Annotated in this window: 25 protein-coding genes; 23 read left to right on the plus strand and 2 right to left on the minus strand. The window is 46.7% G+C overall.

The genetic code is table 11. The features are described from left to right. Positions 1-102 precede the first annotated feature (102 nt). From BUB85_RS03065 to BUB85_RS03130, 14 genes are all read left to right on the plus strand, one after another. On the plus strand, positions 103-519 hold the full coding sequence (locus BUB85_RS03065) for an RrF2 family transcriptional regulator (RefSeq protein ID WP_073104865.1): 417 nt from the start codon (positions 103-105) through the stop codon (positions 517-519). A 1-nt stretch (position 520) separates the two neighbouring features. Beyond that, positions 521-1,888 carry an FAD-dependent oxidoreductase gene (locus BUB85_RS03070; RefSeq protein ID WP_073104868.1) on the plus strand — a complete coding sequence of 456 codons (1,368 nt, stop codon included), beginning with the start codon at positions 521-523 and terminating at the stop codon, positions 1,886-1,888. Between the two features lie 412 nt (positions 1,889-2,300). Beyond that, positions 2,301-2,996 carry a 5'-methylthioadenosine/adenosylhomocysteine nucleosidase gene (locus tag BUB85_RS03075; RefSeq protein ID WP_073104871.1) on the plus strand — a complete coding sequence of 232 codons (696 nt, stop codon included), beginning with the start codon at positions 2,301-2,303 and terminating at the stop codon, positions 2,994-2,996. A 132-nt stretch (positions 2,997-3,128) separates the two neighbouring features. Beyond that, positions 3,129-3,848: a hypothetical protein gene (locus BUB85_RS03080; RefSeq protein WP_073104874.1), complete on the plus strand. Its 720-nt coding sequence runs from the start codon at positions 3,129-3,131 to the stop codon at positions 3,846-3,848. Between the two features lie 267 nt (positions 3,849-4,115). Beyond that, positions 4,116-6,407 carry a hydratase gene (locus tag BUB85_RS03085; RefSeq protein ID WP_073104877.1) on the plus strand — a complete coding sequence of 764 codons (2,292 nt, stop codon included), beginning with the start codon at positions 4,116-4,118 and terminating at the stop codon, positions 6,405-6,407. Between the two features lie 267 nt (positions 6,408-6,674). Then, on the plus strand, positions 6,675-7,205 hold the full coding sequence (locus tag BUB85_RS03090) for an RNA polymerase sigma factor (protein ID WP_073104880.1): 531 nt from the start codon (positions 6,675-6,677) through the stop codon (positions 7,203-7,205). A 13-nt stretch (positions 7,206-7,218) separates the two neighbouring features. After that, the gene (locus tag BUB85_RS03095) at positions 7,219-9,282 is read left to right on the plus strand and encodes a beta-propeller domain-containing protein (RefSeq protein ID WP_073104883.1); all 2,064 of its coding nucleotides are present in this window, start codon (positions 7,219-7,221) and stop codon (positions 9,280-9,282) included. A gap of 120 nt (positions 9,283-9,402) precedes the next feature. Then, positions 9,403-10,173 (plus strand): TatD family hydrolase, encoded by a 771-nt coding sequence (locus BUB85_RS03100; protein WP_073104886.1) that lies wholly within the window; start codon positions 9,403-9,405, stop codon positions 10,171-10,173. Positions 10,174-10,267: 94 nt separating this feature from the next. Then, a complete protein-coding gene (gene rsmA, locus BUB85_RS03105) occupies positions 10,268-11,152 on the plus strand; it encodes a 16S rRNA (adenine(1518)-N(6)/adenine(1519)-N(6))-dimethyltransferase RsmA (protein ID WP_073104889.1) in 885 nt (294 codons plus the stop codon). Positions 11,153-11,172: 20 nt separating this feature from the next. Then, a complete protein-coding gene (locus BUB85_RS03110; RefSeq protein ID WP_073104892.1) occupies positions 11,173-11,358 on the plus strand; it encodes a chorismate--pyruvate lyase in 186 nt (61 codons plus the stop codon). A gap of 35 nt (positions 11,359-11,393) precedes the next feature. Next, a complete protein-coding gene (locus BUB85_RS03115; protein ID WP_073104895.1) occupies positions 11,394-12,173 on the plus strand; it encodes a ZIP family metal transporter in 780 nt (259 codons plus the stop codon). A gap of 103 nt (positions 12,174-12,276) precedes the next feature. Continuing rightward, positions 12,277-12,753, plus strand: a complete 477-nt coding sequence (locus BUB85_RS03120) for a C-GCAxxG-C-C family protein (RefSeq protein WP_073104898.1) — start codon at positions 12,277-12,279, stop codon at positions 12,751-12,753. A 63-nt stretch (positions 12,754-12,816) separates the two neighbouring features. After that, positions 12,817-14,004 (plus strand): DUF2974 domain-containing protein, encoded by a 1,188-nt coding sequence (locus BUB85_RS03125; protein WP_073104901.1) that lies wholly within the window; start codon positions 12,817-12,819, stop codon positions 14,002-14,004. Between the two features lie 85 nt (positions 14,005-14,089). Further along, on the plus strand, positions 14,090-14,665 hold the full coding sequence (locus BUB85_RS03130; protein WP_073104904.1) for a xanthine phosphoribosyltransferase: 576 nt from the start codon (positions 14,090-14,092) through the stop codon (positions 14,663-14,665). A 266-nt stretch (positions 14,666-14,931) separates the two neighbouring features. Here BUB85_RS03130 and BUB85_RS03135 read toward each other — a convergent pair whose 3' ends face one another. After that, positions 14,932-17,979, minus strand: a complete 3,048-nt coding sequence (locus BUB85_RS03135) for a mechanosensitive ion channel family protein (RefSeq protein WP_073104906.1) — start codon at positions 17,977-17,979, stop codon at positions 14,932-14,934. Positions 17,980-18,259: 280 nt separating this feature from the next. On the opposite strand from BUB85_RS03135, the gene BUB85_RS03140 reads away from it, so the two are divergent. From BUB85_RS03140 to BUB85_RS03155, 4 genes are all read left to right on the plus strand, one after another. Continuing rightward, positions 18,260-19,198 (plus strand): DMT family transporter, encoded by a 939-nt coding sequence (locus BUB85_RS03140; RefSeq protein ID WP_073104908.1) that lies wholly within the window; start codon positions 18,260-18,262, stop codon positions 19,196-19,198. A 167-nt stretch (positions 19,199-19,365) separates the two neighbouring features. After that, positions 19,366-19,599 carry a hypothetical protein gene (locus BUB85_RS03145; RefSeq protein WP_073104910.1) on the plus strand — a complete coding sequence of 78 codons (234 nt, stop codon included), beginning with the start codon at positions 19,366-19,368 and terminating at the stop codon, positions 19,597-19,599. Positions 19,600-19,619: 20 nt separating this feature from the next. Beyond that, the gene (locus BUB85_RS03150) at positions 19,620-19,802 is read left to right on the plus strand and encodes a DUF6472 family protein (protein WP_073104912.1); all 183 of its coding nucleotides are present in this window, start codon (positions 19,620-19,622) and stop codon (positions 19,800-19,802) included. A gap of 405 nt (positions 19,803-20,207) precedes the next feature. After that, entirely contained in the window at positions 20,208-20,528 is a 321-nt protein-coding gene (locus BUB85_RS03155) for a hypothetical protein (protein ID WP_073104914.1), read from the plus strand. 111 nt (positions 20,529-20,639) lie between these two features. On the opposite strand, the gene BUB85_RS03160 is transcribed toward BUB85_RS03155, so the two are convergent. Next, positions 20,640-21,500, minus strand: coding sequence for a class I SAM-dependent methyltransferase (locus tag BUB85_RS03160; RefSeq protein ID WP_073104917.1), 861 nt, complete (start codon positions 21,498-21,500; stop codon positions 20,640-20,642). A 1,438-nt stretch (positions 21,501-22,938) separates the two neighbouring features. On the opposite strand from BUB85_RS03160, the gene rpsJ reads away from it, so the two are divergent. The 5 genes from rpsJ (at position 22,939) to rplB (ending at position 26,069) form a co-directional block, all read left to right on the plus strand. After that, positions 22,939-23,256, plus strand: a complete 318-nt coding sequence (gene rpsJ, locus BUB85_RS03165) for a 30S ribosomal protein S10 (protein WP_059067884.1) — start codon at positions 22,939-22,941, stop codon at positions 23,254-23,256. 134 nt (positions 23,257-23,390) lie between these two features. After that, positions 23,391-24,071 carry a 50S ribosomal protein L3 gene (gene rplC, locus BUB85_RS03170; RefSeq protein WP_073104919.1) on the plus strand — a complete coding sequence of 227 codons (681 nt, stop codon included), beginning with the start codon at positions 23,391-23,393 and terminating at the stop codon, positions 24,069-24,071. A gap of 27 nt (positions 24,072-24,098) precedes the next feature. Further along, positions 24,099-24,719: a 50S ribosomal protein L4 gene (gene rplD, locus BUB85_RS03175; protein ID WP_073104922.1), complete on the plus strand. Its 621-nt coding sequence runs from the start codon at positions 24,099-24,101 to the stop codon at positions 24,717-24,719. Further along, on the plus strand, positions 24,719-25,018 hold the full coding sequence (gene rplW / locus BUB85_RS03180; protein WP_073104926.1) for a 50S ribosomal protein L23: 300 nt from the start codon (positions 24,719-24,721) through the stop codon (positions 25,016-25,018). Before rplD ends, rplW begins: the two co-directional genes overlap by 1 nt. Positions 25,019-25,226: 208 nt before the next feature. Then, entirely contained in the window at positions 25,227-26,069 is an 843-nt protein-coding gene (rplB, locus tag BUB85_RS03185; RefSeq protein WP_073104931.1) for a 50S ribosomal protein L2, read from the plus strand. Positions 26,070-26,078 lie beyond the last annotated feature (9 nt).

Genomic DNA, 26,078 nt, shown 5'->3' on the forward strand with positions numbered 1-26,078 from the left:
TCAAGGAAAATATATTGTTTTTGCTTGACAAATCAAACTGTATCTGATATTGTTACAGATACAAACTGTAACAGAAAAAATTACAGAAAGGAGAGGAACAAAATGGACGGCATATATAATATCGGTGTTCATGCGCTGGTATACTTGAATCATAAAAACTGCAATTTATCGAGCGAGGAACTGGCTGGGAATATCTGTACGAATGCTGCGCGGGTAAGAAAAGTCATGGCGAAGCTGAAAAAGTCAGGTTTGGTCGAGACGAAGTCAGGTGTTGACGGAGGGTATCGTTTTAGCAAAGAGGCGAAGGAGGTTTCGCTGGCTAAGGTAGCAGAGGCGCTTGAAGTGCGGTTCGTGGAGGCATCATGGTATAGCGGGGACATGGATATGGAGTGCCTGGTGGCCTCCGGGATGTCTGAGATTATGGAAGATATTTATCAGGAACTAGATAAACAGTGTAAGAAGAAGTTAGAAACTATTACGATTCAGGATATTGATAATCAGATTTTTGGAGGGAAATGATATGAAAAAATACGATCACATTATGATAGGTTTTGGAAAAGGCAGCAAGACTCTGGCCGGGGCACTTGCGTCAAGAGGCGAGAATGTTGCAATCATAGAAAAATCAGAAAAAATGTTTGGAGGAACCTGCATCAATGTAGCCTGCATTCCGACAAAATTTCTGGAAAATCAGGCACGCATTTCAAAACAATCTGGCGGCAGCCAGGAAGAAAAATCGGCTCGTTATAAAAAAGCAATACAGGACAAAAGAGAGCTTACCGCAAGACTGCGGGAAAAGAATTATCAAAAGGGCATTTCCCAGGGCGTAGACGTCATTCTGGGAAAGGCGGCATTTTTGGATTCACATCAGATTCAGGTCACGAATCAGCAGGAATCATTTGTTCTGTACGGAGAACATATTTATATCAATACGGGGGCGGCGCCATTCATCCCGGAGATAGAGGGAATCAAAGCGAGCGAACATGTCTACACGAGTGAAACCATGATGGAATTGGAAGAACTTCCGAAAGAGCTTGTGATTATCGGAGGTGGATATATTGGTCTGGAGTTCGCATCGTATTATACCAATTTTGGTTCTAAAGTGACGATTATTCAGGATGGAAATCGTTTTATTCCGAGAGAGGATGAAGAAATTGCACAGGTGGTGTATCAGAATCTGACAGACAGGGGAATTGATATTTTATTTGAAACGCAGGTGCAGTCCATTGCAGATGAGGGCGGCAGCGCAATCGTGAGCATCAGGAATAAGCAGGGTGAAACAACGCTCAGAGCGGAGGCCGTTCTTGTCGCGACGGGGAGAAGACCTAATATAAAGAGTCTGAATCTTGCAAATGCAGGAGTAGAGGTGACAGAGCGTGGAGCAGTCTCGGTCAATGAATATCTGCAGACTTCTATGCCGCATATATGGGCAATGGGAGATGTGACGGGAGGACTTCAGTTTACTTATATTTCGCTGGATGACAGTCGTATCGTGAAATCACAGCTTCTTGGTGATGGAAGCAGAAGCACGAAAAACAGGGGAGAAGTGCCTTATACCGTGTTTCTTGATCCACCGCTTTCCAGAGTGGGACTGACAGAAAAACAGGCTTTGGATAAGGGATGTGCAATCAAGACTGCAAAGCTTCCGGTTATGGCAATTCCCAAAGCACAGGTGCTGCAGAAACCAGAGGGAATGATGAAAGTGATTGTTGAACAGGATACGGACCGGATTCTGGGTGCACACTTATTTGCAGTAGAGTCGTATGAACTGATTAACTTAATTAAGCTGGCAATGGATCAAAACATTCCATATCAGGTGCTGCGGGATTCCATCTACACGCACCCGACGATGAGCGAGTCCCTCAACGATCTGTTCGGCATGATTTCGTGAGCGTAAGAGAGCCAAGCGCGTGCATTTGGCGAATGACGATCATGAATTTGTACTTCAATTCATGATTTAATGTACGCGACAGCAAACAGCAGTGCCAGCAGGTAAATACTTGTCGCTGCCTGCTGATAGGGTGAAAGCCCGTAAGTGAGATGAAGCAGAGCGGAATCGAACGGCACTGCGGCAGATCCAGAGGTGAAATTTATGCAGTCCCTTCTCATGCGGGTGGTAGAAATGCAGCAGGATTCGTGCTATACTTGAGCATGTAAGAGAAAAAAGAGTATAAGAACAAAAAGAGTATAAAGACAAAAAGAGCGTAAAGACAAAAAGAGCGTAAAAATAAAAGGCGTAAAAATAAAAGGCATAAAACTATAAGACACAACAAAAGCAACAGGACTAGAAGGAGCAAAAACAAATGATAGGAATTATCGGAGCAATGGAAGAAGAAGTAGCAGATTTAAAAAAGATGATGATCGTGCACGACACGGTGGAGCAGGCATCTATGACGTTTTTTCGCGGCATGCTCTGCGAGCGTGAGGTTGTGATCGTGCAGAGCGGCATCGGCAAGGTGAATGCGGCAATCTGCGCGCAGATTCTGATTGACAAGTTTGGGGTAGACACACTGATCAACACCGGCGTGGCGGGCTCGCTGAATGCGGAGATCAACATTGGAGACATGGTGATTTCTTCGGACGCGGTGCATCATGACATGGATACCTCAGTGTTTGGGGATCCGGTGGGACAGGTCCCGCGGATGGATACATTTGCATTCCCGGCGGATGAGGCACTGGTGGAGCTGACGCGGGTGGTGAATGAGGAAGTGAATCCGGATATCGGAACGTTTGTGGGACGTGTGGTCAGTGGGGATCAGTTCATCTCATCCCAAGAGAAGAAGGAGCAGCTCGTGCGGCTGTTCGGCGGATACTGCGCCGAGATGGAAGGGGCGGCAATTGCACATACGGCCTATGTGAACGATGTTTCGTATGTCATCATTCGTGCCATTTCGGACAAAGCCGACAACAGCTCACACATGGATTATCCGGAGTTCGCACGTCGCGCAATCGACCATTCTATGCGGCTTCTCGTGAGCCTGATTCCGAGAATTTCTTAAGGTATCTCGACATTTTCCGGGAGCCGCGGCTGCCCGGGAGTCGTTTTTTGGAGAACGATAATCGAACCGGACCGACCTCATCTGCGATATACTGTATGTAAATTTATAGCAGATGAAGGAGGTCCTTTTTTAATGGTACAATTTTTAGCAGAGTCGAATTTGATGATTTACCTGATGGTGCTGACCGGAGTGGTGGGGGTATTAACGAAGTTTATTCTCCACATTACGCTGCGGCGTCTGGTCAAGGCATCCGCCAACATGGCAAAGAGCACGCATCGCCTGATTAAGCTGGTGAGAGCGAAGTACGAGCACGCCTGTATGGTTTACGACAGGGTGGAGAACACGGAGAGCTTCGTGGAGAAGTATATTTCCGAATACCGGGCAGCAGGCCTGCGCCTGCACACGCTGAGACAGCTGGAGCGGCAGACGATCGTTTTCTGTGGGATTCTTGGAGCGATCGGTACATTTGCCAGATTTTATTACATAGGCGGGTTCGGTGAGAGCGTTTACCAGATGGGTGCCATGACGCTGGTGGAGATGATGGCGCTGTTTGTGCTGTGTCAGATGACGGATGAGAAGTACAAGCTGGAGACCATCAAGGTCTACATGATGGATTATCTGGAAAATGTATGTGCCCATCGTTTCCAGAAAATCAAAAAGAGCGAGAAGGAAAAGATAAGTGTCATCAGCCCGGAGGCAATACCGGCGCAGGAAAACAAGGAACCTCTTCCCATCAGCATCGAGGGGGAGCCGAAGCTGGCCGTGCACGAAGCAGGGCGCGTTCATGCGGATGAGCAGCCGGCACTGAAAGAAGATGCGATCCGTCAGATTCTTGAAGAGTTTTTAGCCTGATTGTCTGTGGAAATACTCCTGCTTTACAAACGCACTTTAGTTTGATAAACTGTAGGCAGTGGAAGTGAAAAGAATATCTGAAACAGAGAATAGAGTTAGTCAGAGAAGACACCGGAACGGGCGGTGGGACAGGCGTTGTGCTGCCCCGGCAAACCTGAAAGTTCCAGTGTCTTTTTCTCTGGAATTGTTCGGATACACTTTTCCCCATTGCATTATCAAAGCGGAAAAGATATAATAATTACTTATAAGATAAGAAGGAGGAATATGATGGTTAAATTATATGATAATGGTGTGTATCTGTTGAACGGCACCGAGATAATTGAAGATACAGCGGACGGCGTACAGCAGCTGGCTGCAAAGGGTGTAGGTACAGCGAGGGAAGAGGCGGCGAAAAATTCGATGGCCTACAATATTCTGGCGGCACATAACACCTCGGGCAATATGGATAGATTACAGATCAAGTTCGATAAGATGACGTCCCACGATATCACTTTTGTCGGAATCATCCAGACGGCGAGAGCTTCCGGACTGGAGCGATTTCCGATTCCTTACGTTTTGACAAACTGCCACAATTCATTGTGTGCGGTCGGCGGAACGATCAATGAGGATGACCACATGTTTGGTCTTACCTGTGCGAAAAAATATGGCGGAATTTATGTGCCGCCTCATCAGGCGGTGATCCATCAGTTTGCCCGTGAGATGCTGGCGGGCGGCGGCAGGATGATTCTTGGATCTGACAGCCATACCCGTTACGGTGCACTCGGTACGATGGCGATGGGCGAGGGCGGACCGGAGCTTGTAAAACAGCTGCTGAATAAGACCTATGACATCAAGATGCCGGGCGTGATCGGAATCTATCTGGACGGGGAACCGGCAGTCGGTGTGGGCCCACAGGACGTGGCGCTGGCAATCATCGGGGCGACTTTCGGATGCGGTTATGTGAACAATAAGGTAATGGAATTTGTGGGACCTGGTGTGGAGAAGCTTTCCGCTGACTTCCGTATCGGAGTCGATGTTATGACGACAGAGACTACCTGCCTCTCTTCTATATGGAAGACAGACGAGAAGATCAAAGAGTTCTACGACATTCACGGAAGAGTCGAGGAGTACAAGGAACTGAATCCTGGCGCGGTGACCTATTACGATGGCATGGTTTATGTAAATTTGAGCGAGATCAAACCGATGATCGCGATGCCGTTCCACCCGAGCAACGTCTATACCATCGACGAGGTGAATGCGAACCTGAAGGATGTGCTGCATGACGTGGAGCAGAAAGCTCTGGTCAGCCTGGACGGACAGGTGGATTACTCTCTGCAGGACAAGATCGTAAATGGAAAATTATATGTGGAGCAGGGGATTATCGCCGGATGTGCCGGTGGTGGATTTGAGAATATCTGCGCGGCGGCGGACATTATCCGCGGCAAAAATATCGGATCGGATGAATTTACATTCAGCGTATATCCGGCCAGCACACCGATCTATATGGAGTTGGTGAAAAATGGTGCAGTTGCGGATCTGATGGCAGCAGGTACGATCGTGAAGACTGCGTTCTGCGGACCGTGCTTTGGCGCCGGAGATACACCTGCCAACAATGCGTTCAGCATTCGCCATTCGACCAGAAACTTCCCGAACCGCGAGGGCTCGAAGCTGCAGAATGGCCAGATTTCATCGGTTGCACTGATGGATGCACGTTCCATCGCAGCGACGGCGGCAAACAAGGGATTCTTGACCTCCGCAGCGGATCTGGATGTGCAGTACAAGGGACCGAAGTATCATTTTGACAAGAGCATTTATGAAAATCGTGTATTTGACAGTCATGGTGTGGCAGATCCGGGCGTGGAAGTAAAATTCGGACCAAACATCAAGGACTGGCCGGCGATGTCCGCATTGCCGGAGAACCTGATTGTCAAAGTGGTTTCCGAGATTCATGATCCGGTTACGACGACAGACGAGCTGATTCCTTCCGGAGAGACTTCTTCTTATCGTTCCAATCCGTTGGGACTGGCTGAATTTGCGCTGTCCCGCAAGGATCCGTCTTATGTCGGAAAGGCAAAGGCAATCCAGAAGGCACAGAAGGCCATCGAGGCAGGAACATGTCCGATGGATGCTGTGGAAGAATTAAAACCGATTATGAGCAAGATCAATGAGGTTTATCCGGAGGTCGGAGAAGGAAATCTGGGAGTCGGAAGTGCAATTTTTGCAGTGAAGCCGGGAGACGGCTCTGCGCGTGAGCAGGCAGCGTCCTGCCAGAAAGTACTCGGCGGATGGGCGAACATCGCCAATGAGTATGCGACGAAGCGTTACCGGTCAAATCTGATCAACTGGGGGATGCTGCCGTTCATCACAGACGAGGATGACAAGGCGCTGTCCTTCAAAAACGGAGATTTCGTGTTTGTTCCAGAAGTAAGAAAAGCCGTGGAAGAGAAGGCGGACGTGATCAAAGCGTACGTTGTGAAGGAAGACGGATTAAAAGAGATGGATCTGAAGCTCGGCGACCTGACGGATGCGGAGAGAGAGATCATTCTCAAAGGATGTCTGATTAATTACTATCGCGGATAGATGTGGCACTGGTGTGATTAAAAAGTAATGTTTATAGAGAGGAGTGGTGGTGTGGATACGCATCATCACTTCTCTCGCTATAAAAAGAACTTTGTTTTACCGCCTTTAAGCAGTCCTCCAGGTTCAGGAGCACAGAGCGTCAGGAGACGGCCAGGCGTGCGCTGCGGACGAAAAAGTTTGAAAAAGTAAAAATAAATGCAACACCTGGAGTGATTTTGGACTCTAATAATAAAAGAGGATAAAACGTGAGGGGAAGGAGGAATGCCGATGTTTGACTATGAGAGTAGTTCGGAGCAGGTGCTTGTGAAGCGGGCGAAGCGTGGGGATCGGAAAGCTTTTGCAAAATTGTATGAGAAGATTTATATTGATCTGTACCGTTTTGCTTTCTATACGCTGTGCGGTCCGCAGGATGCGGAGGATGTGGTGAGTGAAGCGGTGATTGCGGCGTTTGAGAATATCGGGAAACTGAAGAAGACGGAGAGTTTCCGCAGTTGGATGTTTACGATCGTGGCGAATAAGTGCCGGAAGAAAATCCGTGGGTATCAGGAGGCGCGTGATCGGGAGTCCGGGGATGCGGGTGACATGCCGGAGATAGGGCAGGAGCCGGATCTGGCGGGGAATCATGATGTACATATGGCTTTTTCGAAGCTTGGGGAGGAGGAGAAGCTGATCATCTCAATGACGGTACTGGGCGGTTATAACAGCCGGGAGGTCGGGCAGATGATGAATCTGAATGACAATACGGTGCGCTCTAAGCGGAGCCGTGCACTGGAAAAAATGAGGCAGTTTCTGGCATAGTGGAGGTGAGTATATGAATCAGAATGAAGAATTACACAATGAAGATCAGGGAATTGATGCGATCAAAGAACTTCAGGAGAATATCCAGGCGGAGGACGTCCCGGTTCCGGAGTCTTTGAAGCCGGAGAATATCGAACTGATTCTCGAGCCGAAGAGGACGAAGAAATGGAAGAATGTGTATGCTTATGCGGCAGCTGCGGCGTGTGTGTGCCTTGTGGCAGGCGTTGCGGCGGTCGGCGGTCTGGGGAATAAGAACACGGATGGTCAGAACCAGGTGGCTTCTGGCAGGGCAGGAAAGTCAGCGGAGGAGAGCACGTCTTCAGCGGACGCAGAAGGGGAAACGACTGCGGATGGTGACGCATCACAGATCGAGACTGCTTCGGGTTATGATAAGATATATGAGTATCTTCAGAAGCAGAACGATAACAGCGCGAATGGAAAAGCAGCCATGTATGCGGAGAATGCCACCGCAGCGACAGCAGACTCTTCCGCGGCCACGACAGAAGCGGGGCAGTCTTCCAGTGGAGCGGTGCAGTCATCGGAGATGATTTCCGGAGCGGATTATTCTGAGACGAATGTGCGGGAAGATGGCGTCGGGGAAGGCGACATTGTGAAAACGGATGGGAAATATCTGTACGTTCTGACTGGTGGAAAGGTACGGATCGTGGATATTCAGCAGCAGGACATGAAGGATACGGCGCAGATTACTGCGGGAGAGAACGTGCAGATTTCCAATATTTATCTTCAGGATGGAAAGCTGTTTACGTTCTATTCAGAGACGAAAACTACAGATGGGAAGGATCTTGATTATGGCAGTTCCTATCAGGAGTATACTACCGTGAAGACTTATGATGTCGGCAATCCGGCAAAACCGAAGGAGATTGGTGCCATTACACAGAGCGGCAGCTATTATACCATGCGCGCGGTGGGCGACTATATCTATCTGTTCAGTGAATTTTATGCAAGAGGAGGCGCAAAGGATGATATCGACGCGTATGTGCCAAAGATTCAGGGGGAGTCCATCTTGAGCGATAACATCCTTCTGCCTCCGTACGATGTGGGGAGCCAGTATATGGTTGTGTCCACATTTGACCAGAGCAGACCGGATGAGGTTCTGGACAGCAAGGGGATTTTTTCACGGGGCGGACTCTGTTATGTGAGTTCGGAGAATATCTACATGTGCGAGAGTCTGTATGATTCGAGTCAGGATTATGATCAGACGGCGATCCGTAAGATTGGCTTTAAGGATGGACATCTGACGGCTGTGGGCCAGACGAAGGTGGACGGTGTGCTGAACGATTCATTCAGTCTGGATGAATACGAGGGAAATCTGCGCCTTGTGACAACGATCACACCGACGCGGAATGATGAGACGATTGTTCTGTTTGGAGATTCTGCATCGGACAGTGCCGTGGAGGAAGAAAACAGCAAAGAAACGAACGCGCTTTATGTTTTAGACAAGAAGCTGGGGCAGCTGAGCAGACTCGATAACATCGCAGAGGGAGAAACCGTGTATTCTGCAAGATTTATGGGAGATACGGGATATTTTGTGACTTATAAGCAGATGGATCCCCTCTTTTCGGTGGATCTGTCAGACCCCGGTAATCCAGAGATTATCGGAGAACTGAAGATACCGGGATTCTCGGAATATCTTCACCCTTATGGTGAGAATCTGCTTCTGGGAATCGGAATGGATGTGGATGAGACCGGAACCACGACAAATGGAGTGAAGATCTCCATGTTCAACATCGAGGATGCAGCGAATGTCAGCGAGGAACAGAAGTCTGTGCTGGAGAATATGTATTCATCGGATGTGTTTTACGATTACAAGGCAGTTCTGATTGACGCAGAACGGAATCTGATTGGATTTTCAGCCTATGGAAACGGTGCGCATTATCTGGTGTATGCATATGACAGGCAGGCCGGTTTTACCTGTAAGCTGGACCGGGAGATCAGCAATACATCCGGCAGTATCCGGGGCGTCTATGTAGATGATACGCTCTATATCATCGAGGGAAATGCGGTGGAGGCATATGATCTCACAACATTTGATAAGTTGGACGATATTGTGTTATAGTAAGAAAGAGTGGATCGCGGCCTGAACATTGGATCGCGGCAGTTTTACCAACATAGAAGATTACCAACATAGCGGGACTTAGACCCGGCCTAATACTTAGATACCAGGAGGAACAGATCAATGATAATCGACACACACGCGCACTATGACGATGAACAATTTGATACAGACAGGGAGACTCTGATGGATTCCATGAAGAAGAATGATGTTGGAATTATCATTAATTCCGGTGCATCGCTGGAGTCCTGCAGGAGTACGATCCGTCTCACGGAGCAGTATCCGTTTGTATATGGTTCTCTGGGGATTCACCCGGATCAGGTGGGTGAACTGAATGAGGAGAGCTTCTCGTGGCTGAGAGAACAGTGCGGGCGTGAAAAGATTGTGGCGGTCGGTGAAATCGGCTTGGATTATTATTGGGATAAGGAACACCATGACCTGCAAAAGCAGTGGTTTGTCCGTCAGCTTGAGCTTGCAGGGGAGCTGAATCTTCCAGTCGTGATCCACAGCAGAGAGGCGGCTGCGGACACAATGGAAACTATGAAAAAACATGGCATGGGGCTTGGCGGGACGATCCACTGCTACTCATACTCGGTGGAGATGGCGCGGGAGTATGTGAAGATGGGGTTCCACATCGGAGTCGGAGGAGTCGTTACATTTAAGAATGCGAAAAAGCTGAAAGAGGTAGTTGCGGAAATTCCGCTGGAGCGGATCGTTCTGGAGACGGACTGCCCGTATCTTGCCCCGGTTCCAAACAGGGGGAAGAGAAATTCTTCACTGAATATAAAATATGTAGCGGAAGAGATTGCCCGTATCAAGAATATCGGTTATGATGTAGTGGTGGAACAGACAGAGCAGAATGCGAGAAGTCTGTATCGGCTGGATGCGGAATAAATAATGATAACGGTTCAGAGCCAGACTATAAAATATGCAGTTTTATTATCTGGTTTGGAACCGTTACAGATAACAGGAATTAACAGGAGCGTGTATGAGAGAACCAACTTTGGGGAATCCCCAGAACACAATAGCAGTATTGCAAAAATATAATTTTTCATTTCAGAAGAAATTTGGACAAAACTTTCTGATAGACAGTCACGTGCTGGACAAGATCATTGATTCTGCAGAGATCACAAAAGATGATTTCGTGCTGGAGATTGGGCCGGGAATCGGAACTATGACACAGTATCTGGCATGTGCGGCCGGCCAGGTTGTGGCGGTGGAGATTGACAAGGCACTGATTCCCATTCTTGAGGACACATTGTCCTCATATGAGAATGTATCGATCATCAACAATGACGTGCTGAAAGTGGATATCGCGAAACTGGCGCGGGAGGAGAATGAAAACAGACCAATCAAGGTAGTGGCAAATCTGCCCTACTACATCACTACGCCGATTATCATGGGTCTGTTTGAGAGCCATGTTCCGATTAAGAGCATCACGGTTATGGTGCAGAAGGAAGTGGCGGACCGGATGCAGGTGGGTCCCGGAACGAAGGATTATGGTGCCCTCTCTCTGGCGGTACAGTATTATGCGAAACCGTATATTGTGGCCAATGTTCCGCCGAACTGTTTTATGCCGAGACCGAAGGTCGGATCGGCGGTGATCCGACTGGATCGCTACGAGGAGTCACCGGTGCAGGTGACAGATGAAGGGCTGATGTTCCGGATTATCCGCGCATCGTTCAACCAGAGAAGAAAGACGCTGGCAAATGGCTTGAAAAATTCGGCAGAGCTTGATTTTACCAAAGAACAGATACAGGCAGCGATTGAGAAACTTGGAAAACCCGCCAGTGTGCGCGGAGAGACCTTGACGCTGGAGGAGTTTGCGGAGCTTGCGAACATTCTGCATCAGTCTGCGGAGACGCTGCAATAGCTCGCAGGGAGGGAGACAATATGTTTACGTGTACATATAAAGTGGTGCAGATCGATGGCGATTATGCGTATTTGCAGCAGACAGGCACTCCGGATGCAGAGCCCAAACTGGTGGCCCGGGCATTGCTGCCGCCGGAGATAGAGGAAGGCTGCTATTTGTTGTATGAATGGCTGCAATATCAGATTGTTGACGAGCCACTTGCATAAGATAATATAGAAGTTGATATACTAGGAGACATAATATGGATAATATTTACATAGGATTACTGATTCCACTTTTAGGAACCGTGCTTGGCGCGGCGATGGTATTTCTTTTGAAGAATGATTTGGGAGATAAACTGAAGAAATCGCTGCTTGGATTTGCATCGGGGGTGATGATTGCGGCATCAGTATGGTCGCTGATCATTCCGGCGATTGATATGGCTGAGGAACAGAACCAGATTGCATGGGTTCCCGCTGCAGTGGGATTTTTGTTTGGAATAGCATTTTTGCTGGTGCTGGATATGATTATTCCCCATTTGCACACGACAGATGACCAGCCGGAGGGAATCAAGGCAAACTTAAGGAAATCTACAATGCTGGTGCTGGCGGTGACGCTGCATAACATTCCGGAAGGGATGGCGGTCGGTGTTGTGTTTGCCGGTGTGATAATTGGAAACACAGGAATTTCCATGGCTGGGGCCATCGCTCTGGCGGTTGGTATTGCAATCCAGAATTTCCCGGAGGGCGCAATTATCTCGATGCCTTTGCGAAGCGAGGGGCTCTCGAGAAAAAAAGCGTTTATGTATGGTGCTCTGTCGGGCGTGGTAGAGCCGGTTGCAGCTGTGATCACAATCCTGCTGGCAGACCTGATAGTTCCGATTCTTCCCTACCTGCTTTCTTTCGCAGCGGGAGCCATGATATACGTTGTAGTTGAGGAACTGATTCCTGAGTCACAGAGCGGGAAACACTCGAACATTGGCACCATCGGTGTTGCAATTGGATTTACGATGATGATGATTCTGGATGTGGCACTGGGATAAAGTACCAGATTTTAAAGGTACTGCTCCAACGTTTACAAGAAAAAGGCAGAGTGGACTGTAAGTGTCCGCTCTGCCGGGTACAATAGAAAAGAGGTAGAGGTACATGACGATAGACATTGAAAATAGTGTGCGCGCACAGGAGGCAATGAATCTGTTTCTCGAAGGCTACAATTGCGCACAGGCGGTGACTCTGGCTTTTCAGGATATGTATGAGGCCGATCCGCAAACTATGGTGAGAATGAGCTCCTCCTTTGGAGCGGGGATGGGAAGACTGCGGGAGGTCTGCGGAGCCGTGAGCGGAATGTTCATAGTTGCGGGGCTGCTGTATGGGTATGATGATCCGAAGGCAAAGGAAGAAAAGAAAAAACATTATGAAAGGATCCAGGAACTGGCGGGAAGTATGACCCGGGAGAACGGGTCAATTGTCTGCCGTGAGCTGCTGGGTCTTGGCAAAGGCAAGGACGTTCCGACTCCGGAAGAGAGAAGCCCGGAGTATTATAAAAAGCGCCCATGCAGGGAGTTGATCGGCATGGCAGCGGCTGTGATGGAGCAGTACATTAGGGAAAATCCACCAGAGTAGGAAGTGTGATGTGTTCCGGAACGGTTGCGGAAGTAACCCCGAATGCTCTGGAAGGAGGTAGCTATGGGAACGATATTGGATTACATGGACTGGCGTGGCGATCTGTCGTTTCGTCAGTCTGAATTTAATGAAGTGGATAATTTGATTCTGGCGATGCTCTCTTATGTTGAGCTTGACGGAATTGTCCCCGGAGTAGGGAAAAATGCATTTGTCACTGTAGAGCAGGCTGCACAGAGGTATTTTGAGGAACATACAGCAGAGGAAATCCGTGCTGAGATTTCGTTTACACATCTGTCGCCGTTTGTGCTCAGGAAGATGGGAGAGTGCCGCCGTTTTAAGAACGCGAAGCTGTCCAAGTATGTGAATCAGATCGATGAACGGCTCCAAAAGCAGTTTTCCGCGCTTCATATTGAATTGGATGACAAGAGCATATATGTTGCATTCCGTGGGACGGATGATACAATCATCGGATGGCAGGAAGATTTTAACATGAGCTTCATGACGGTTCCGTCGCAGACTGCTGCGGTGGATTATCTGAAAGCAACATTGAGAACTTTTGGAAAGAAGTACCGCGTAGGCGGGCACTCCAAGGGAGGAAATCTGGCGGTATATGCAGCTGTGATGAGCAGTAAACATGTGCGCAGCAAGATTCGGGAAATCTATAATAACGATGGCCCGGGTTTTACGAAAGCGTTTGTTGCGATGCCGGAGTACGAGGAAATCCTGCCGCGGATCTATTCTTTTGTACCGGAATCATCGGTCATCGGTATGCTTTTGGAACACAGGGAGGAGCGCAAGATTGTGGCGAGCGCTGAGACTGGGATCATGCAGCATGACGGTCTGACCTGGCAGGTGCTGGGGAATCATTTTGAATATAAAACGGAACGTACCAGGGAAAGTGTTCTTTTGGATGAAACACTGAAAAGCTGGCTGAGCGGGCTGGATGCATCGCAGCGTGAGTCCTGCATTAATTCGTTGTTTAGTGTACTGAGTGCAAATGGTGATGAAACATTGACGGATATTGCAAATGGTGGAATCAAGAGCCTGGGGGCAATCATGAAGTCTATTACTACCATGGACGAAAAGACGAAATCCATCATTAGTGAGCTGATCCGTATGCTTCGAAAGGAATACGGCAAAGAGGTTGTAACGCCTATCATAGAAAAGCTGGTTCCCAAAAGAGGGGGAGTCTCAAGAAAAAGCAGATGGGGAGAAAACAAAAATGGTCCGGACAACGGGGAGAAATCATAAATGTGGTCTTGTATATCTGTTCAAATACGATTATAATAAATGAAAATCACAAAAAACCGCACAAAAGAGGGAGAGGACGGCATTTATGAAGTTATTACAGGAGCGTATTCGCAGAGATGGAATAGTGAAGGATGGAAATGTATTGAAGGTGGACAACTTTCTCAATCATCAGATGGATATAGAGTTATTTAATGAGATGGGGAAGGAATTTAAACGCTTGTTTGAGGTAAACCGGATTGACAAGATCCTCACGATAGAAGCTTCGGGAATTGGGATTGCCTGTATTGTGGCGCAGTATTTCAACGTTCCGGTGGTATTTGCAAAGAAGAGCCAGAGCATCAACATCGACGGCGAGGTCTATGCAACCAAGATCGAATCATTTACACATAAAAAGGTTTACGACGTTATCGTGTCTAAAAAGTATATTTCTCCGGGGGAACACATCCTGATTATTGACGATTTTCTCGCGAATGGCTGTGCGGTTGCCGGACTGATCGATATCATCCAGAATGCAGGAGCCATTGTGGAAGGCGTGGGGATCGCAGTGGAAAAAGGATTTCAGCAGGGGGGACAGCTGCTTCGGGACAAAGGCGTCAGAGTGGAGTCACTTGCGATTATAGAGAGTATGGATGCGGCAGCGGGAACGATAGAATTTAGATAATGATTACCAGAAGACGGATGACGGTTTGTTGTCTGTCTTTTTTGTGCTTTACGCATCTGGGCATGGGCAATAAAACAGACCATATATTTTACCGAAGCTTCGAAATGAAGTGGCTGATAAAATGTATGGTCTGCGTTGGTGGATACTTCGGGTGATCTGCCGATATCCATGGGTTACATATTTACAGATATTCTTGTGAACATTATAGAGCTGTTCTGCTTAATGCTGCAGTATTTGTTGCATTTTTACAAACATCCCTGGCAACATTACTGTGGTTTGATATCTTTTGTCTTTTCTTTCTGGTCCGCTACAAAATTAGATGCTGTCATTTTTTCATAATCAGAAGCCGTTCCGTGGAGAGCCGGCTGGTTCACAACCACCTGCGGGAACGGAATGTTGATATGATTACGGTCAAAAATCAGCTTGATCTCCCGGTTCATATCGCGGGTGAGCTGGACACGCTTTAATTCCTGACATTGTGCGAGGATTCGAATCACAACGCACGAATCGGCAAGCGACACAACGCCGCGGTAGAATGGTCCGGACTCAATTTCAGGAAGACGCTCTTTCATAAGTGGCAGTTCACGTTTCAAAACGCTTTCCACCCGCTCCAGAGATTCGTTATACTCAATTCCCACGTCACAGAAGGCGTAGGAGTACTTTTTGGTCATGTTCACGACACCGGTGATATCTGAGTTATTGAAAATCTTAATGTCCTGGCTAAAATCTTCGATCTTCGTAGAGCGGATACCGATTTCCAGAACCGTTCCGCGGAAAGTTCCGATGGTTACAATGTCGCCGACCCGGAACTCGCCTTCAAAAACAATGAAGATTCCTGCGAGGATATCGCTGATCAGCGACTGTGCACCAAGGCCGACGACCAGAGACATCAGACCGGCTGAGGCAAGCAGCGTGGAGGTCTTAATTCCCACAAAGTTCAGGCAGTAGAACACGGCGCCGATCACAGACATGTATTTGATGAAATTGCAGGCCAGTCTGGCAACTGTCTCAGCTCGCGCTCCCATATTATCTACCAGAAGCGAGATGAGCTTCATTGTGACATTGGCAAGGATAATCGTTTCCAGCATAATAATGGCAATGTATGTGAGAGAGAAGATATTTGGTACTTTTTCCCAGTGCTTATGCAGGATATAGGAAATTACGGAGGTGCTGTCGTATGTATCCGCATTGAGGTACATGTACAGCAGAAGGTAAATGCCGAGCAATGCGGTAAACAGCGACATAACACGCCGGATTTTCTGCTCGGCGGAGAGATCGCTCCAAAGCGATTTGCTGCTCCAACGGCTTAAAACAGATTCAACACGGTATACCTTTCCACTTCCGGTTACAACGTCGAACATGCCTTTTGGCTCTTTGCGGGGCTGATCACTTTCGTCTTCAGGCTCATGCTGAAGCACCTTGCGTGGGTCTCCGATCAGGGAGAGGAGCGCAATGAACAAAAGAACAAAAAATCCGGTGCCGGTAATCAGCAGCGCAATCACCAGACGGCCTGAGGTGACGGCGGTTACCGGAACGACGATATAGATATAGTCGTCGTTGTACTGCATGGAGGAAAGAGAGCACTTCACGCCATCCAGTGTCTGATACCCGATATAGCTGTCGGATAGAGCATTCTTGTTCAGCCCGATTTTAGAAGCGGAACGTCCAATCCAGTCAGAATCCGGATAATATACGATTTTCTTTGTTTTTGAATCGACAGCCATTGTAAATCCATTGTTTTCCACGGCAATGTTTTGAAGCACATGCTCTGTCTGCACGGCACGCAGTCTGTTCTGCAGGCGTTCCGGCGAGATGGCGAGCTGAACCATGCCTTTGGCATCCTGGCGTTTGACGCCAATATACTGAATAAAGAGGTGCTCGGAGGAATCATCCGCCCGTGCCTCCTGGACCAGAGCGTCCTGATGGCCTTTTACCACATTCCAGAATGCATAAGATTGAGAAGAATCATCCTGACTGAGAACATAATCCTTGTTGATACCATTTGTGGCAACGCTGGCACCATCTCCGTTGAATACATAAATGTATTTGATCTGCGCCCGGTTGGCAATGGTCTGAAGCTTATCATCATCTATGAGCGAAGGATCTTTTCCGAGAATGTAAGCAATGTTGACAGCGCGCTGCTCATACTCTGCATTGTATTCCGCTGTCAGCTCCTCCAGCAATACCTGATTGGAATCAAATATCTCTTTAATGTCCGCTTTTTTGCTGGAATAATGCGCAAACTGTGTGGACAGTGCAGACAAAGACTGGAGATAGAAGGAGGCCCCCAGCATAATAAGCAGGCAGAGCAGGAAGAAGTGGGCGATCCGTCCACCTATGGTGCGGTTGAGATAGATTTTGCCTCCGAGATGAATGTACTCCATCTCCTCGTGGCTATCCATATATCGCTGATCCTGTTCGACGCGGATAAAATGAATGTAGATGATGACAATCACGGAAACCAGAAAGAATACCAGCACACCAAGCCAAACCAGTTTCATAATGGAGTCCTGAATCATGGATTTGGGGCGTACGGCAATAAGCTGGTAGCGCGGGTCAGCGGTACTTGTACGGCTCTCGCAATAAAAGTCTTTTCCGCCACTGGCTGCCCATCCTGCATAACCATCCTCCATGACAATGGGATCCACATCGGCTTCTGTCAGCGTTTTCCCGATGAGGCTTGCTTTGGGATGATAGGCGATGGTCTGATCGTCCACGTTGACGGCGATGATATAACCTTTGAGACCAACTTTGATTGTGTCCAGTGAATGGGAGAGTGAGGTGATCTCCTCCTGTTTGGCCTGGAGAGATCTGATATCGCGCGCACCGACGAGACGATACCCCGCGTCGATCTGCGAGACGTAGTAGCGCGTACTTTCAATCGTTGTCGCCTTTAGTGTAAGCAGGAAATCAGAAAGCTGGGAATTGGTGTTGAAATTTAGATTTTTTCCATTGTAGGCGGCGATGACATTGTGGTCGTCGTCGAGAACATACATCTCGGTCAGATCCCACTGCTTCGCCATGGCCTCCATATCCTGAATCTCATCGATGTTGAATTTGTAATAATAGGCTACTGTATCGACTTTAGCCTGAGAAAATGCGTCATATTTCGCAAGATCATCCTCCGCCTGCGCCACGTAAGATGTCAGTCTCTCTTCAGCGATGTCCAGCTTGCCGGCAGAATTTTCTTTCTGCTGAGAGATTGAGAAACGTGTCTGAGCATAGAGTAGAATAAAGAAGACCAGAATAAGACCGATGAATTCAAGAAAAATATCAAATGCTAATCGCTTTATGCGTTCTTTTTTACCGTACATAAAGTCCCCTCCTATTTTTGGCAAAATTGTAAAATCATTATAACAATTGTACCTATTTTATCGTGAAAAATCAACAATTATCGACAGGGATCAGTTCATTTTTGTGAAAATGTGTTATACTAATGAGCACGCTGATGCGTGTAAGAGAATGAATGTTCTGAAGCTGCGAAGCTGCTGGATGTTCACGGGCAGGCAGCAAAGTGGATTGCGAATGTCCGATTTACTTGTCTGTGTTAGGCTGTGGCATTTCTGAAATATACAAAAGAAAGATGGATAAAAGATGAAAAGTAAAGAAAAATATATGCAGAAGACGCTGGTGGTGTGGTTTGGGGCGTTGATATGCTGCGCATTGTGGGGGAGCGCATTTCCTTGTATTAAGATTGGATATGAACTGTTTGGAATCTCGTCGGGGGATACGGCTTCCCAGATTTTGTTTGCGGGCTGCAGGTTTACGCTTGCGGGGATTCTCGCGATTCTTTTGGGCAGTATTTTGAGCAGAAAGCCGCTGATTCCCCGGAAAGAGTCCTGGGGGAAAATATGCAGACTCAGTATGCTGCAAACTGTTTTGCAGTATCTGTTTTTTTACGTGGGGCTGGCACATACCAGCGGTGTGAAGGCTTCTATAATAGGGGGAGTCAATGTGTTTATTGCCATTCTTGTGGCGAGTCTTCTCTTCCGTCAGGAGAAGCTGACAGGACAGAAGGTTCTGGGATGTGTGATTGGATTCGCGGGGGTGGTGCTGATCAATTTGACGAAGGATGGAATAGATATGAGCATGAGTTTCACTGGAGAGGGCTTTATCTTCCTGTCAACCATTGCGTATGCATTCTCTTCGGTGTTTCTGAAACGGTATTCGGAACATGAAAATCCTGTAGTACTCAGCGGGTATCAGTTTGTTCTGGGAGGGGTTATCATGAGCATCTGCGGCGCGCTTGCAGGCGGGAGCGTGCGTGGCTTCAGCCCGGCTTCGGTGGGCATTCTGATTTATCTGGCACTGATCTCTGCGGTGGCGTACTCGCTGTGGGGGATCCTGCTCCAGTACAACCCGGTTTCCAAGGTGGCTGTCTTCGGCTTTATGAATCCTGTATTTGGTGTGATCCTGTCGGCGATTCTGCTTGGGGAGGCCCAGCAGGCAGCGGGATTCAAGAGCGTGATTTCACTGGTGCTTGTCTGCATCGGTATTTATATAGTGAATTATGTCAGAAAAGAAAAACAATAAGTTGGTTTAAGCCGTCAAATGCTGTATAATATTTCATATGAAGTGAAGAACGGGCCGTTCCGAAGGCGGAGTTGGCGAAGCGCTTGAACGGCGTGAGCCCGATGTGCGGCTTTGCTTAAAATGGGAACCTGTAAAAGCAAATACAATTCAAGGAGGAAAAGAGAAGCATGGAAAATCTAAAAAAAGTATTTAAAATGGTGGAGATGTTTTTTAATCGTGACTGGACTTTCTGGGAGAAGGTTCTGATGGTCGCAGACTGCATTTTGTTTGGAATACTGCTGGGGGCGATCTGGTCTCCCAAGCGTGAGAAATCCACGGCGTTCGGCAGCTTTAACAGTGGCAATGGATGCGGGAATATAGCTGATAAAAAAGCGGATGCTGATGACGAGAACGAGGAATAGTAGACAGGGTCGGGGAGAAGATGAGCAGAGTATCGAAATGTGAGGATTGTGCAAACTACGAGTATGATGAGGAGTGCGAATACTATGTCTGCCAGCAGAACCTGGATGAGGATGAGATGATGCGCTTTGTGCAGGGAGATTTTACAGAATGTCCTTATTATCAGACGAGTGATGAATATAAAATTGTGCGCAGTCAAATGTAAAGCTGAGAGAAGTCCGCGAGTGAGATGAAGCAGAGCGGAATCGAACGGCACTGCGGATGACATGATATAAGGGGCTGTCGCACTAAGTAATTAGTGGGCAGCTCCTTTTAGCGTCTTTCATAGCTCGTTTTGAAGCTCCGGACGCAATTGTGTAGACCCGTAAATTTGAAAAAAGCATTTGAGGAATAATAAAAAACGCCTTGCAATTTTATTTCTCTAAACCATCTCTTATATTTTTAAATTATGCTATTGACTTTACACCGAGTGTATAGTTTATACTTGAATAAGGTCGGATATGCCGTAGGCCAAATTCAAACAGGAAGATAGAAGTATGAAAGCAAGTTGCAGTAGTTTTACCTGCCGATCATCAGATGGAAAATATTTGTACAGAAAGAAGGAATCTCTTTGATTGATTTATTAAAGGATTTATTAAAAACATTCGTTTACGGCACACTTGAATTTTTTGCGGATATAACAATTTCAAACGGTACACGAGGGTTTATTGAGAAGGATAAAGACTCATCCTCAAAATGGAAAAGGATATTTCAAAGAATATGTTTTTTGATAACTTTACTTTTCATAGGATTCTTTTTGGTTTTGGGGCTTTTGGGATTTAAGCACAAAAACCTTGGCGAAGCATTAATAGCGGTATTAATAGCAATAGGAATAAGTTTCTGTCTTATTGTTGTGAAAATTGATGTAAAAGATAAAGGAAGGAAAAAATAATGAAATTATGTTTGAGGAAATTTGCAAGAAATAAAGAGCTGCACACCGCTGAATTTAATCAGCTGGTGCGACAGCCCCTAAAATATAACGTTCCAGAGCAGTCACTCTGAATTATCTGGACTCCCAGCGTCCGGATGCACCACAGGGGAGAACAAGCCCGTTTGAGCTGACGGGAAGTCCGATCTCCTGGGAGTCTACGGTACCGTTGTGTTTCTTCAGTTCGGTGGCCAGCATGTAAGTGAGAACTGCTGGTGCGAGTCCGGTCGTGTAGGAATTGACCAGGAAGAACAACGGATCGTCAGACAGTATGTTTGCACACAGTTTAATAAGAGGATGAATGGCATCCTCGATCTTCCAGATCTCACCCTTCGGGCCGCGTCCGTAGGACGGCGGATCCATGATGATGGCATCGTAGGTATTGCCGCGGCGGATCTCCCGCTCTACGAATTTCACACAGTCGTCTACCAGCCAGCGGATCGGAGCCTCGCCGAGGCCGGAGGACACTGCATTCTCTTTTGCCCAGTTTACCATGCCCTTGGAGGCGTCCACGTGAGTGACATTCGCACCAGCTGCAGCTGCTGCAAGCGTTGCTCCGCCTGTGTATGCGAACAGGTTCAATACTTTGACCGGGCGTCCGGCATTCTTGATTTTTTTGGAAAACCAGTCCCAGTTGGTTGCCTGCTCCGGGAAAAGTCCGGTGTGTTTGAAGTTAAAAGGCTTCAGGTTGAAGGTGAGATCCTTGTACTGGATCTGCCACTGCTGCGGAAGGTCGAAAAACTCCCATTCGCCGCCGCCCTTTTTGCTGCGGTGGTAATGTCCGTTCGGATGTTTCCACCCTTTTTCTTCCTTCGGCGTATCCCAGATCACCTGCGGATCCGGACGAATCAGGAGATAGTCACCCCAGCGTTCCAATTTTTCTCCGTTAGATGAATCTATTACTTCATAATCATTCCATTCATTTGCTACCCACATAAAATGTTCCTTTCTGTTGCTGGTAAAATGTACAGCAGTAATATTCTTACATTATTATATACGTTGTTTGCGCTTATACCCGATGCAGTCAAAACGGATATTCGCAATCCGCTTTGCTACTTGCTCATAACCTCATAGCAGTTATGCTACTTGTCGGCAGGAGTTTGAACTCCTACTGACACAAGCAAGTCCCCATCTCCCCCCCCACTTAGTGTTCTTCACACTTGAAGTGGGGGATTTTCTTGATGAGGTTAAAATGTCAACTGCGGTCGCGGGCATCTGCGGAGTACCAAGGTTCCTCCACCTGCGGCGGACCTCTTCCAGGTACGAGTTTAATATACATTTTCGCACAGAAAGTCGGGATTGTAAAGCACTGGAGGCAAGAAACGTTCATAGAGCAGCACTGGAGGGCAAGAAACGATCATGGAGCAGCACTGGAGAGCAAGAAACGTTCATAGAGCAGCACCGGAGGGCGAGAAACGTCCATATTAGCAGCGGACGTTGGCGGAGAAGTCTTACGGCAAAACGAAAAAAGCCATCGCCAATGCGACAGCTTCTTTCGTTTTGGTATGTCATTGAGAGGTTTTCTCGTTGCCACGCAGTTTGTATGTATATACAAATCTGGGGAATTTCCTTTTTAAAACAGATGCATCCGAAAAAAATCGTAAGTATCTGCACACGTATCAGAGTTTACCTCTGACACATGCTATAGGATGTATATATTAATTGGAGTTATCTCTGCAAGGCGGTTCTTGGGGAAAACTGTCGGCAGAGATTTAACTGCAATAGCAACCAATTGGTCAGGGCGGGGGAATGTGCCACCCGCAGCTTATAAATAAAAAAGACGGTTTCCGCATTGGAAACCGCCTTTGGTTTTTATAAGTTGAACATAATATACCACCGGAAAAGTGATGTGTCAATAGGAAAAGAGAAAATTATAAAATACATTGCAAAGTTGGCATAAAATCGCAGACTCGCCGGGGACGTGCCACAGCCAGCCAGATAAAATGTACCACAAGGTTTGCGGGTGAACCCGGAATATGTTATATTAATGAAGCTGAACACAAACACATAACCTTTTGACCCTGGTCTGGTATTATAATATAGAAGAAAGACAAACAAAAAGGATTGTACTGAAAAAAATACAATATTTCAAAAAAAAGGCTTGAAATAAAATTCCATATCTTATATACTAATAGGGCTGTGACATGATAGCGTTGAAGCGTGAGGTTGCTGCAAGACGAAGAATACTTTGGACTGCAGGTTTTCCGTGGAGCGAATGTCAAGTTAGGAAACTGGCGACAAGTCACTGTACGAATCAATAACGTCCACTGAAATGTGGAAACAACGTGTGAGTTACTCACGACACACACGGGAGAGTGTACAGTCACCGCTTGTCGTACTGATGTTAAAGTACGAAAAGGAGGCGACTTTTTTTATGGCAAGTCAAGTAATGAGAATCACATTGAAGGCATATGATCACCAACTGGTAGATGCATCTGCAAAGAAAATCATCGAAACTGTAAAGAAGAACGGAGCACAGGTGAGTGGACCTGTACCACTTCCAACTAAGAAGGAAGTAGTTACAATTCTGAGAGCGGTACACAAGTACAAAGACTCAAGAGAACAGTTCGAGCAGAGAACTCATAAGAGACTTATCGACATTATGACACCAACACAGAAGACTGTTGATGCATTATCCAGATTGGAAATGCCGGCTGGTGTATATATCGATATCAAAATGAAGAACAAATAAACCTGGAGCACTTGGTGAATCGAACTTCATTGCTCTCTAAAATGAGAGTAACACATTAAACAGACAGTAAGATCCTATATGTAGGATGATCGCAGAACAACGCGATCCGCTGTATATTACAGGAGGTAGTAATAATGAAGAAAGCTATTTTAGCTACGAAAGTCGGAATGACTCAAATCTTCAACGAAGACGGAGTATTGACTCCGGTAACCGTATTACAGGCTGGTCCTTGTGTGGTAACACAGGTTAAAACAGTTGAGAATGACGGCTATAGCGCAGTTCAGGTTGGTTTTGTTGACAAGAAAGAAAAGATTGTTAACACAGACAAGAACGGCAAAAAAGAAATCACACACAGACACGGTGTGACAAAAGCTGAAAAAGGACACTTTGATAAAGCTGGTGTTTCAGGAAAGAGATTTGTAAAAGAGTTCAAGTTTGACAATGCCGAGGAATACACACTGGCTCAGGAGATCAAAGCTGACATCTTTGCAGCAGGCGACAAGATTGACGCAACTGCAGTATCCAAAGGTAAAGGCTTCCAGGGCGCAATCAAGCGTCATAACCAGAGCAGAGGACCTATGACTCATGGTTCTAAATTCCATCGTCATGCAGGTTCCAATGGTTCTGCATCAGATCCGAGTAAAGTATTCAAGGGTAAAAAGATGCCGGGACACATGGGAAGCAAACAAATCACAATTCAAAATCTTGAAATTGTTAGAGTAGATGCCGAGAAAAACTTACTCTTAGTAAAAGGTGCAGTACCTGGCCCTAAGAAATCTTTAGTAACAATTAAAGAATCAGTAAAGGCAAACTAGTCTTACTAGGAAAGGAGGAACACACAGATGGCAAACGTATCTGTTTATAATATCGAAGGTAAAGAAGTTGGAACCATGGACTTAAACGATGCTGTATTTGGTGTTGAAGTTAACGAGCACTTAGTACACATGGCAGTAGTCAGCCAGCTCGCGAATAAACGTCAGGGAACACAGAAAGCGAAAACTCGTTCAGAAGTTTCCGGCGGCGGAAGAAAACCATGGAGACAGAAAGGAACCGGTCATGCTAGACAGGGATCCACAAGATCTCCACAGTGGACAGGCGGTGGAGTTGTATTTGCTCCAACACCAAGAGACTATTCTTTCAAATTGAACAAAAAAGAAAAGAGAGCTGCTCTCAAATCAGTTCTTACTTCTAAAGTGGCAGAGAATAAATTCATCGTGGTTGACGAGATCAACTTTGATGAGGTCAAGACAAAGAATTTCCAGAATGTATTAAACAACTTAGAGGTATCTAAAGCATTAGTAGTATTAGAGGATGGAAACACAAACGCTGAGATTTCTGCAAGAAATATCGCTGATGTGAAGACAGCTCACACGAATACGATCAATGTATTTGATGTCTTAAAATACAACACAGTAATCGTAACGAAAGCTGCTGTTGCAACTATCGAGGAGGTGTACGCATAATGGCAAATATTCAATATTATGATGTAATCCTTAAACCAGTAGTTACAGAGAAGAGCATGAATCTGATGGCTGACAAGAAATATACTTTCTTAGTTCATACAGAGGCAACAAAATCTCAGGTAAAAGAAGCTGTAGAAAAAATGTTCCAGGGAACAAAAGTAAAAAACGTTAACACGATGAATCTTGACGGCAAGAACAAGAGACGTGGAACGACAACAGGAAAGACAGCCAAGACAAAGAAAGCGATCGTTCAGCTGACAGAAGACAGCGCAGAGATCGAGATCTTTGAGGGATTATAAGACTTGCTGAAGGCAAGCAAAGCGCAGGCTGAAGCTTAGTCGGATCCCGTTCGGAGAACTTGGCGAGGTATTATCGAGCCTAGTGAAGCGAACATCCGCGCGAAAGCGCGCATATGATTGACTTTGAAAAACGAAATCAATCAAGAGTAACCAATAATACGGAAAGAAACCGTGACAATAAACAATCAACACGAAAGGAGTGACAATAATGGGAATTAAAACATATCGCCCATATACACCTTCCAGAAGACAGATGACAGGCTCTGATTTCTCTGAAATCACAAAAACTACTCCGGAGAAGTCTTTACTGGCATCAAAGAGCAGAACAGCCGGTCGTAATAATCAAGGTAAAATCACTGTAAGACACCGCGGAGGCGGCGCAAAGAGAAAATATAGAATCGTAGACTTTAAGAGAAAGAAAGACGGAGTTGTTGCAAAAGTAATCGGTATCGAGTATGATCCGAACAGAACAGCAAACATCGCTCTTATCAGCTACGCAGATGGTGAGAAAGCTTACATCCTCGCACCAGAAGGCTTAAAAGACGGAATGACAGTTATGAATGGTTCAGGAGTCGAGGTTAAAGTCGGAAACTGCTTACCACTTTCAGAGATTCCGGTAGGTACTCAGATCCACAACATCGAGCTTTACCCAGGAAAAGGCGGACAGTTGGTTCGTTCAGCAGGTAACAGCGCACAGTTGATGGCAAAAGAAGGAAACTATGCAACACTCAGACTTCCATCAGGAGAGATGAGAATGGTTCCGATCATCTGCAGAGCATCCATCGGTGTAATCGGAAACGGTGATCACAACCTGATCAACCTCGGTAAAGCTGGTCGTACACGTCACATGGGATTCCGCCCGACAGTACGTGGTTCTGTTATGAACCCGAATGACCATCCACACGGTGGTGGTGAGGGTAAAGCAGGAATCGGTCGTCCAGGTCCATGTACACCATGGGGTAAACCGGCACTCGGTCTTAAGACCCGTAAGAAAAACAAACAGTCTAACAAGATGATCGTTAGAAGAAGAGATGGTAAAGGTATCAAATAAATCAGTTTA

The sequence above is a fragment of the Hespellia stercorisuis DSM 15480 genome (assembly GCF_900142165.1).
Taxonomy (GTDB): Bacteria; Bacillota; Clostridia; order Lachnospirales; family Lachnospiraceae; genus Hespellia; species Hespellia stercorisuis.

Excerpts from the sequence above, each read along its gene's own strand:
- BUB85_RS03065 (WP_073104865.1), top strand. The coding sequence starts at position 103 with ATGGACGGCATATATAATATCGGTGTTCATGCGCTGGTATACTTGAAT.
- BUB85_RS03070 (WP_073104868.1), top strand. The coding sequence starts at position 521 with ATGAAAAAATACGATCACATTATGATAGGTTTTGGAAAAGGCAGCAAG.
- BUB85_RS03075 (WP_073104871.1), top strand. The coding sequence starts at position 2,301 with ATGATAGGAATTATCGGAGCAATGGAAGAAGAAGTAGCAGATTTAAAA.
- BUB85_RS03080 (WP_073104874.1), top strand. The coding sequence starts at position 3,129 with ATGGTACAATTTTTAGCAGAGTCGAATTTGATGATTTACCTGATGGTG.
- BUB85_RS03085 (WP_073104877.1), top strand. The coding sequence starts at position 4,116 with ATGGTTAAATTATATGATAATGGTGTGTATCTGTTGAACGGCACCGAG.
- BUB85_RS03090 (WP_073104880.1), top strand. The coding sequence starts at position 6,675 with ATGTTTGACTATGAGAGTAGTTCGGAGCAGGTGCTTGTGAAGCGGGCG.
- BUB85_RS03095 (WP_073104883.1), top strand. The coding sequence starts at position 7,219 with ATGAATCAGAATGAAGAATTACACAATGAAGATCAGGGAATTGATGCG.
- BUB85_RS03100 (WP_073104886.1), top strand. The coding sequence starts at position 9,403 with ATGATAATCGACACACACGCGCACTATGACGATGAACAATTTGATACA.
- rsmA (WP_073104889.1), top strand. The coding sequence starts at position 10,268 with ATGAGAGAACCAACTTTGGGGAATCCCCAGAACACAATAGCAGTATTG.
- BUB85_RS03110 (WP_073104892.1), top strand. The coding sequence starts at position 11,173 with ATGTTTACGTGTACATATAAAGTGGTGCAGATCGATGGCGATTATGCG.
- BUB85_RS03115 (WP_073104895.1), top strand. The coding sequence starts at position 11,394 with ATGGATAATATTTACATAGGATTACTGATTCCACTTTTAGGAACCGTG.
- BUB85_RS03120 (WP_073104898.1), top strand. The coding sequence starts at position 12,277 with ATGACGATAGACATTGAAAATAGTGTGCGCGCACAGGAGGCAATGAAT.
- BUB85_RS03125 (WP_073104901.1), top strand. The coding sequence starts at position 12,817 with ATGGGAACGATATTGGATTACATGGACTGGCGTGGCGATCTGTCGTTT.
- BUB85_RS03130 (WP_073104904.1), top strand. The coding sequence starts at position 14,090 with ATGAAGTTATTACAGGAGCGTATTCGCAGAGATGGAATAGTGAAGGAT.
- BUB85_RS03135 (WP_073104906.1), bottom strand. The coding sequence starts at position 17,979 with ATGTACGGTAAAAAAGAACGCATAAAGCGATTAGCATTTGATATTTTT.
- BUB85_RS03140 (WP_073104908.1), top strand. The coding sequence starts at position 18,260 with ATGAAAAGTAAAGAAAAATATATGCAGAAGACGCTGGTGGTGTGGTTT.
- BUB85_RS03145 (WP_073104910.1), top strand. The coding sequence starts at position 19,366 with ATGGAAAATCTAAAAAAAGTATTTAAAATGGTGGAGATGTTTTTTAAT.
- BUB85_RS03150 (WP_073104912.1), top strand. The coding sequence starts at position 19,620 with ATGAGCAGAGTATCGAAATGTGAGGATTGTGCAAACTACGAGTATGAT.
- BUB85_RS03160 (WP_073104917.1), bottom strand. The coding sequence starts at position 21,500 with ATGTGGGTAGCAAATGAATGGAATGATTATGAAGTAATAGATTCATCT.
- rpsJ (WP_059067884.1), top strand. The coding sequence starts at position 22,939 with ATGGCAAGTCAAGTAATGAGAATCACATTGAAGGCATATGATCACCAA.
- rplC (WP_073104919.1), top strand. The coding sequence starts at position 23,391 with ATGAAGAAAGCTATTTTAGCTACGAAAGTCGGAATGACTCAAATCTTC.
- rplD (WP_073104922.1), top strand. The coding sequence starts at position 24,099 with ATGGCAAACGTATCTGTTTATAATATCGAAGGTAAAGAAGTTGGAACC.
- rplW (WP_073104926.1), top strand. The coding sequence starts at position 24,719 with ATGGCAAATATTCAATATTATGATGTAATCCTTAAACCAGTAGTTACA.
- rplB (WP_073104931.1), top strand. The coding sequence starts at position 25,227 with ATGGGAATTAAAACATATCGCCCATATACACCTTCCAGAAGACAGATG.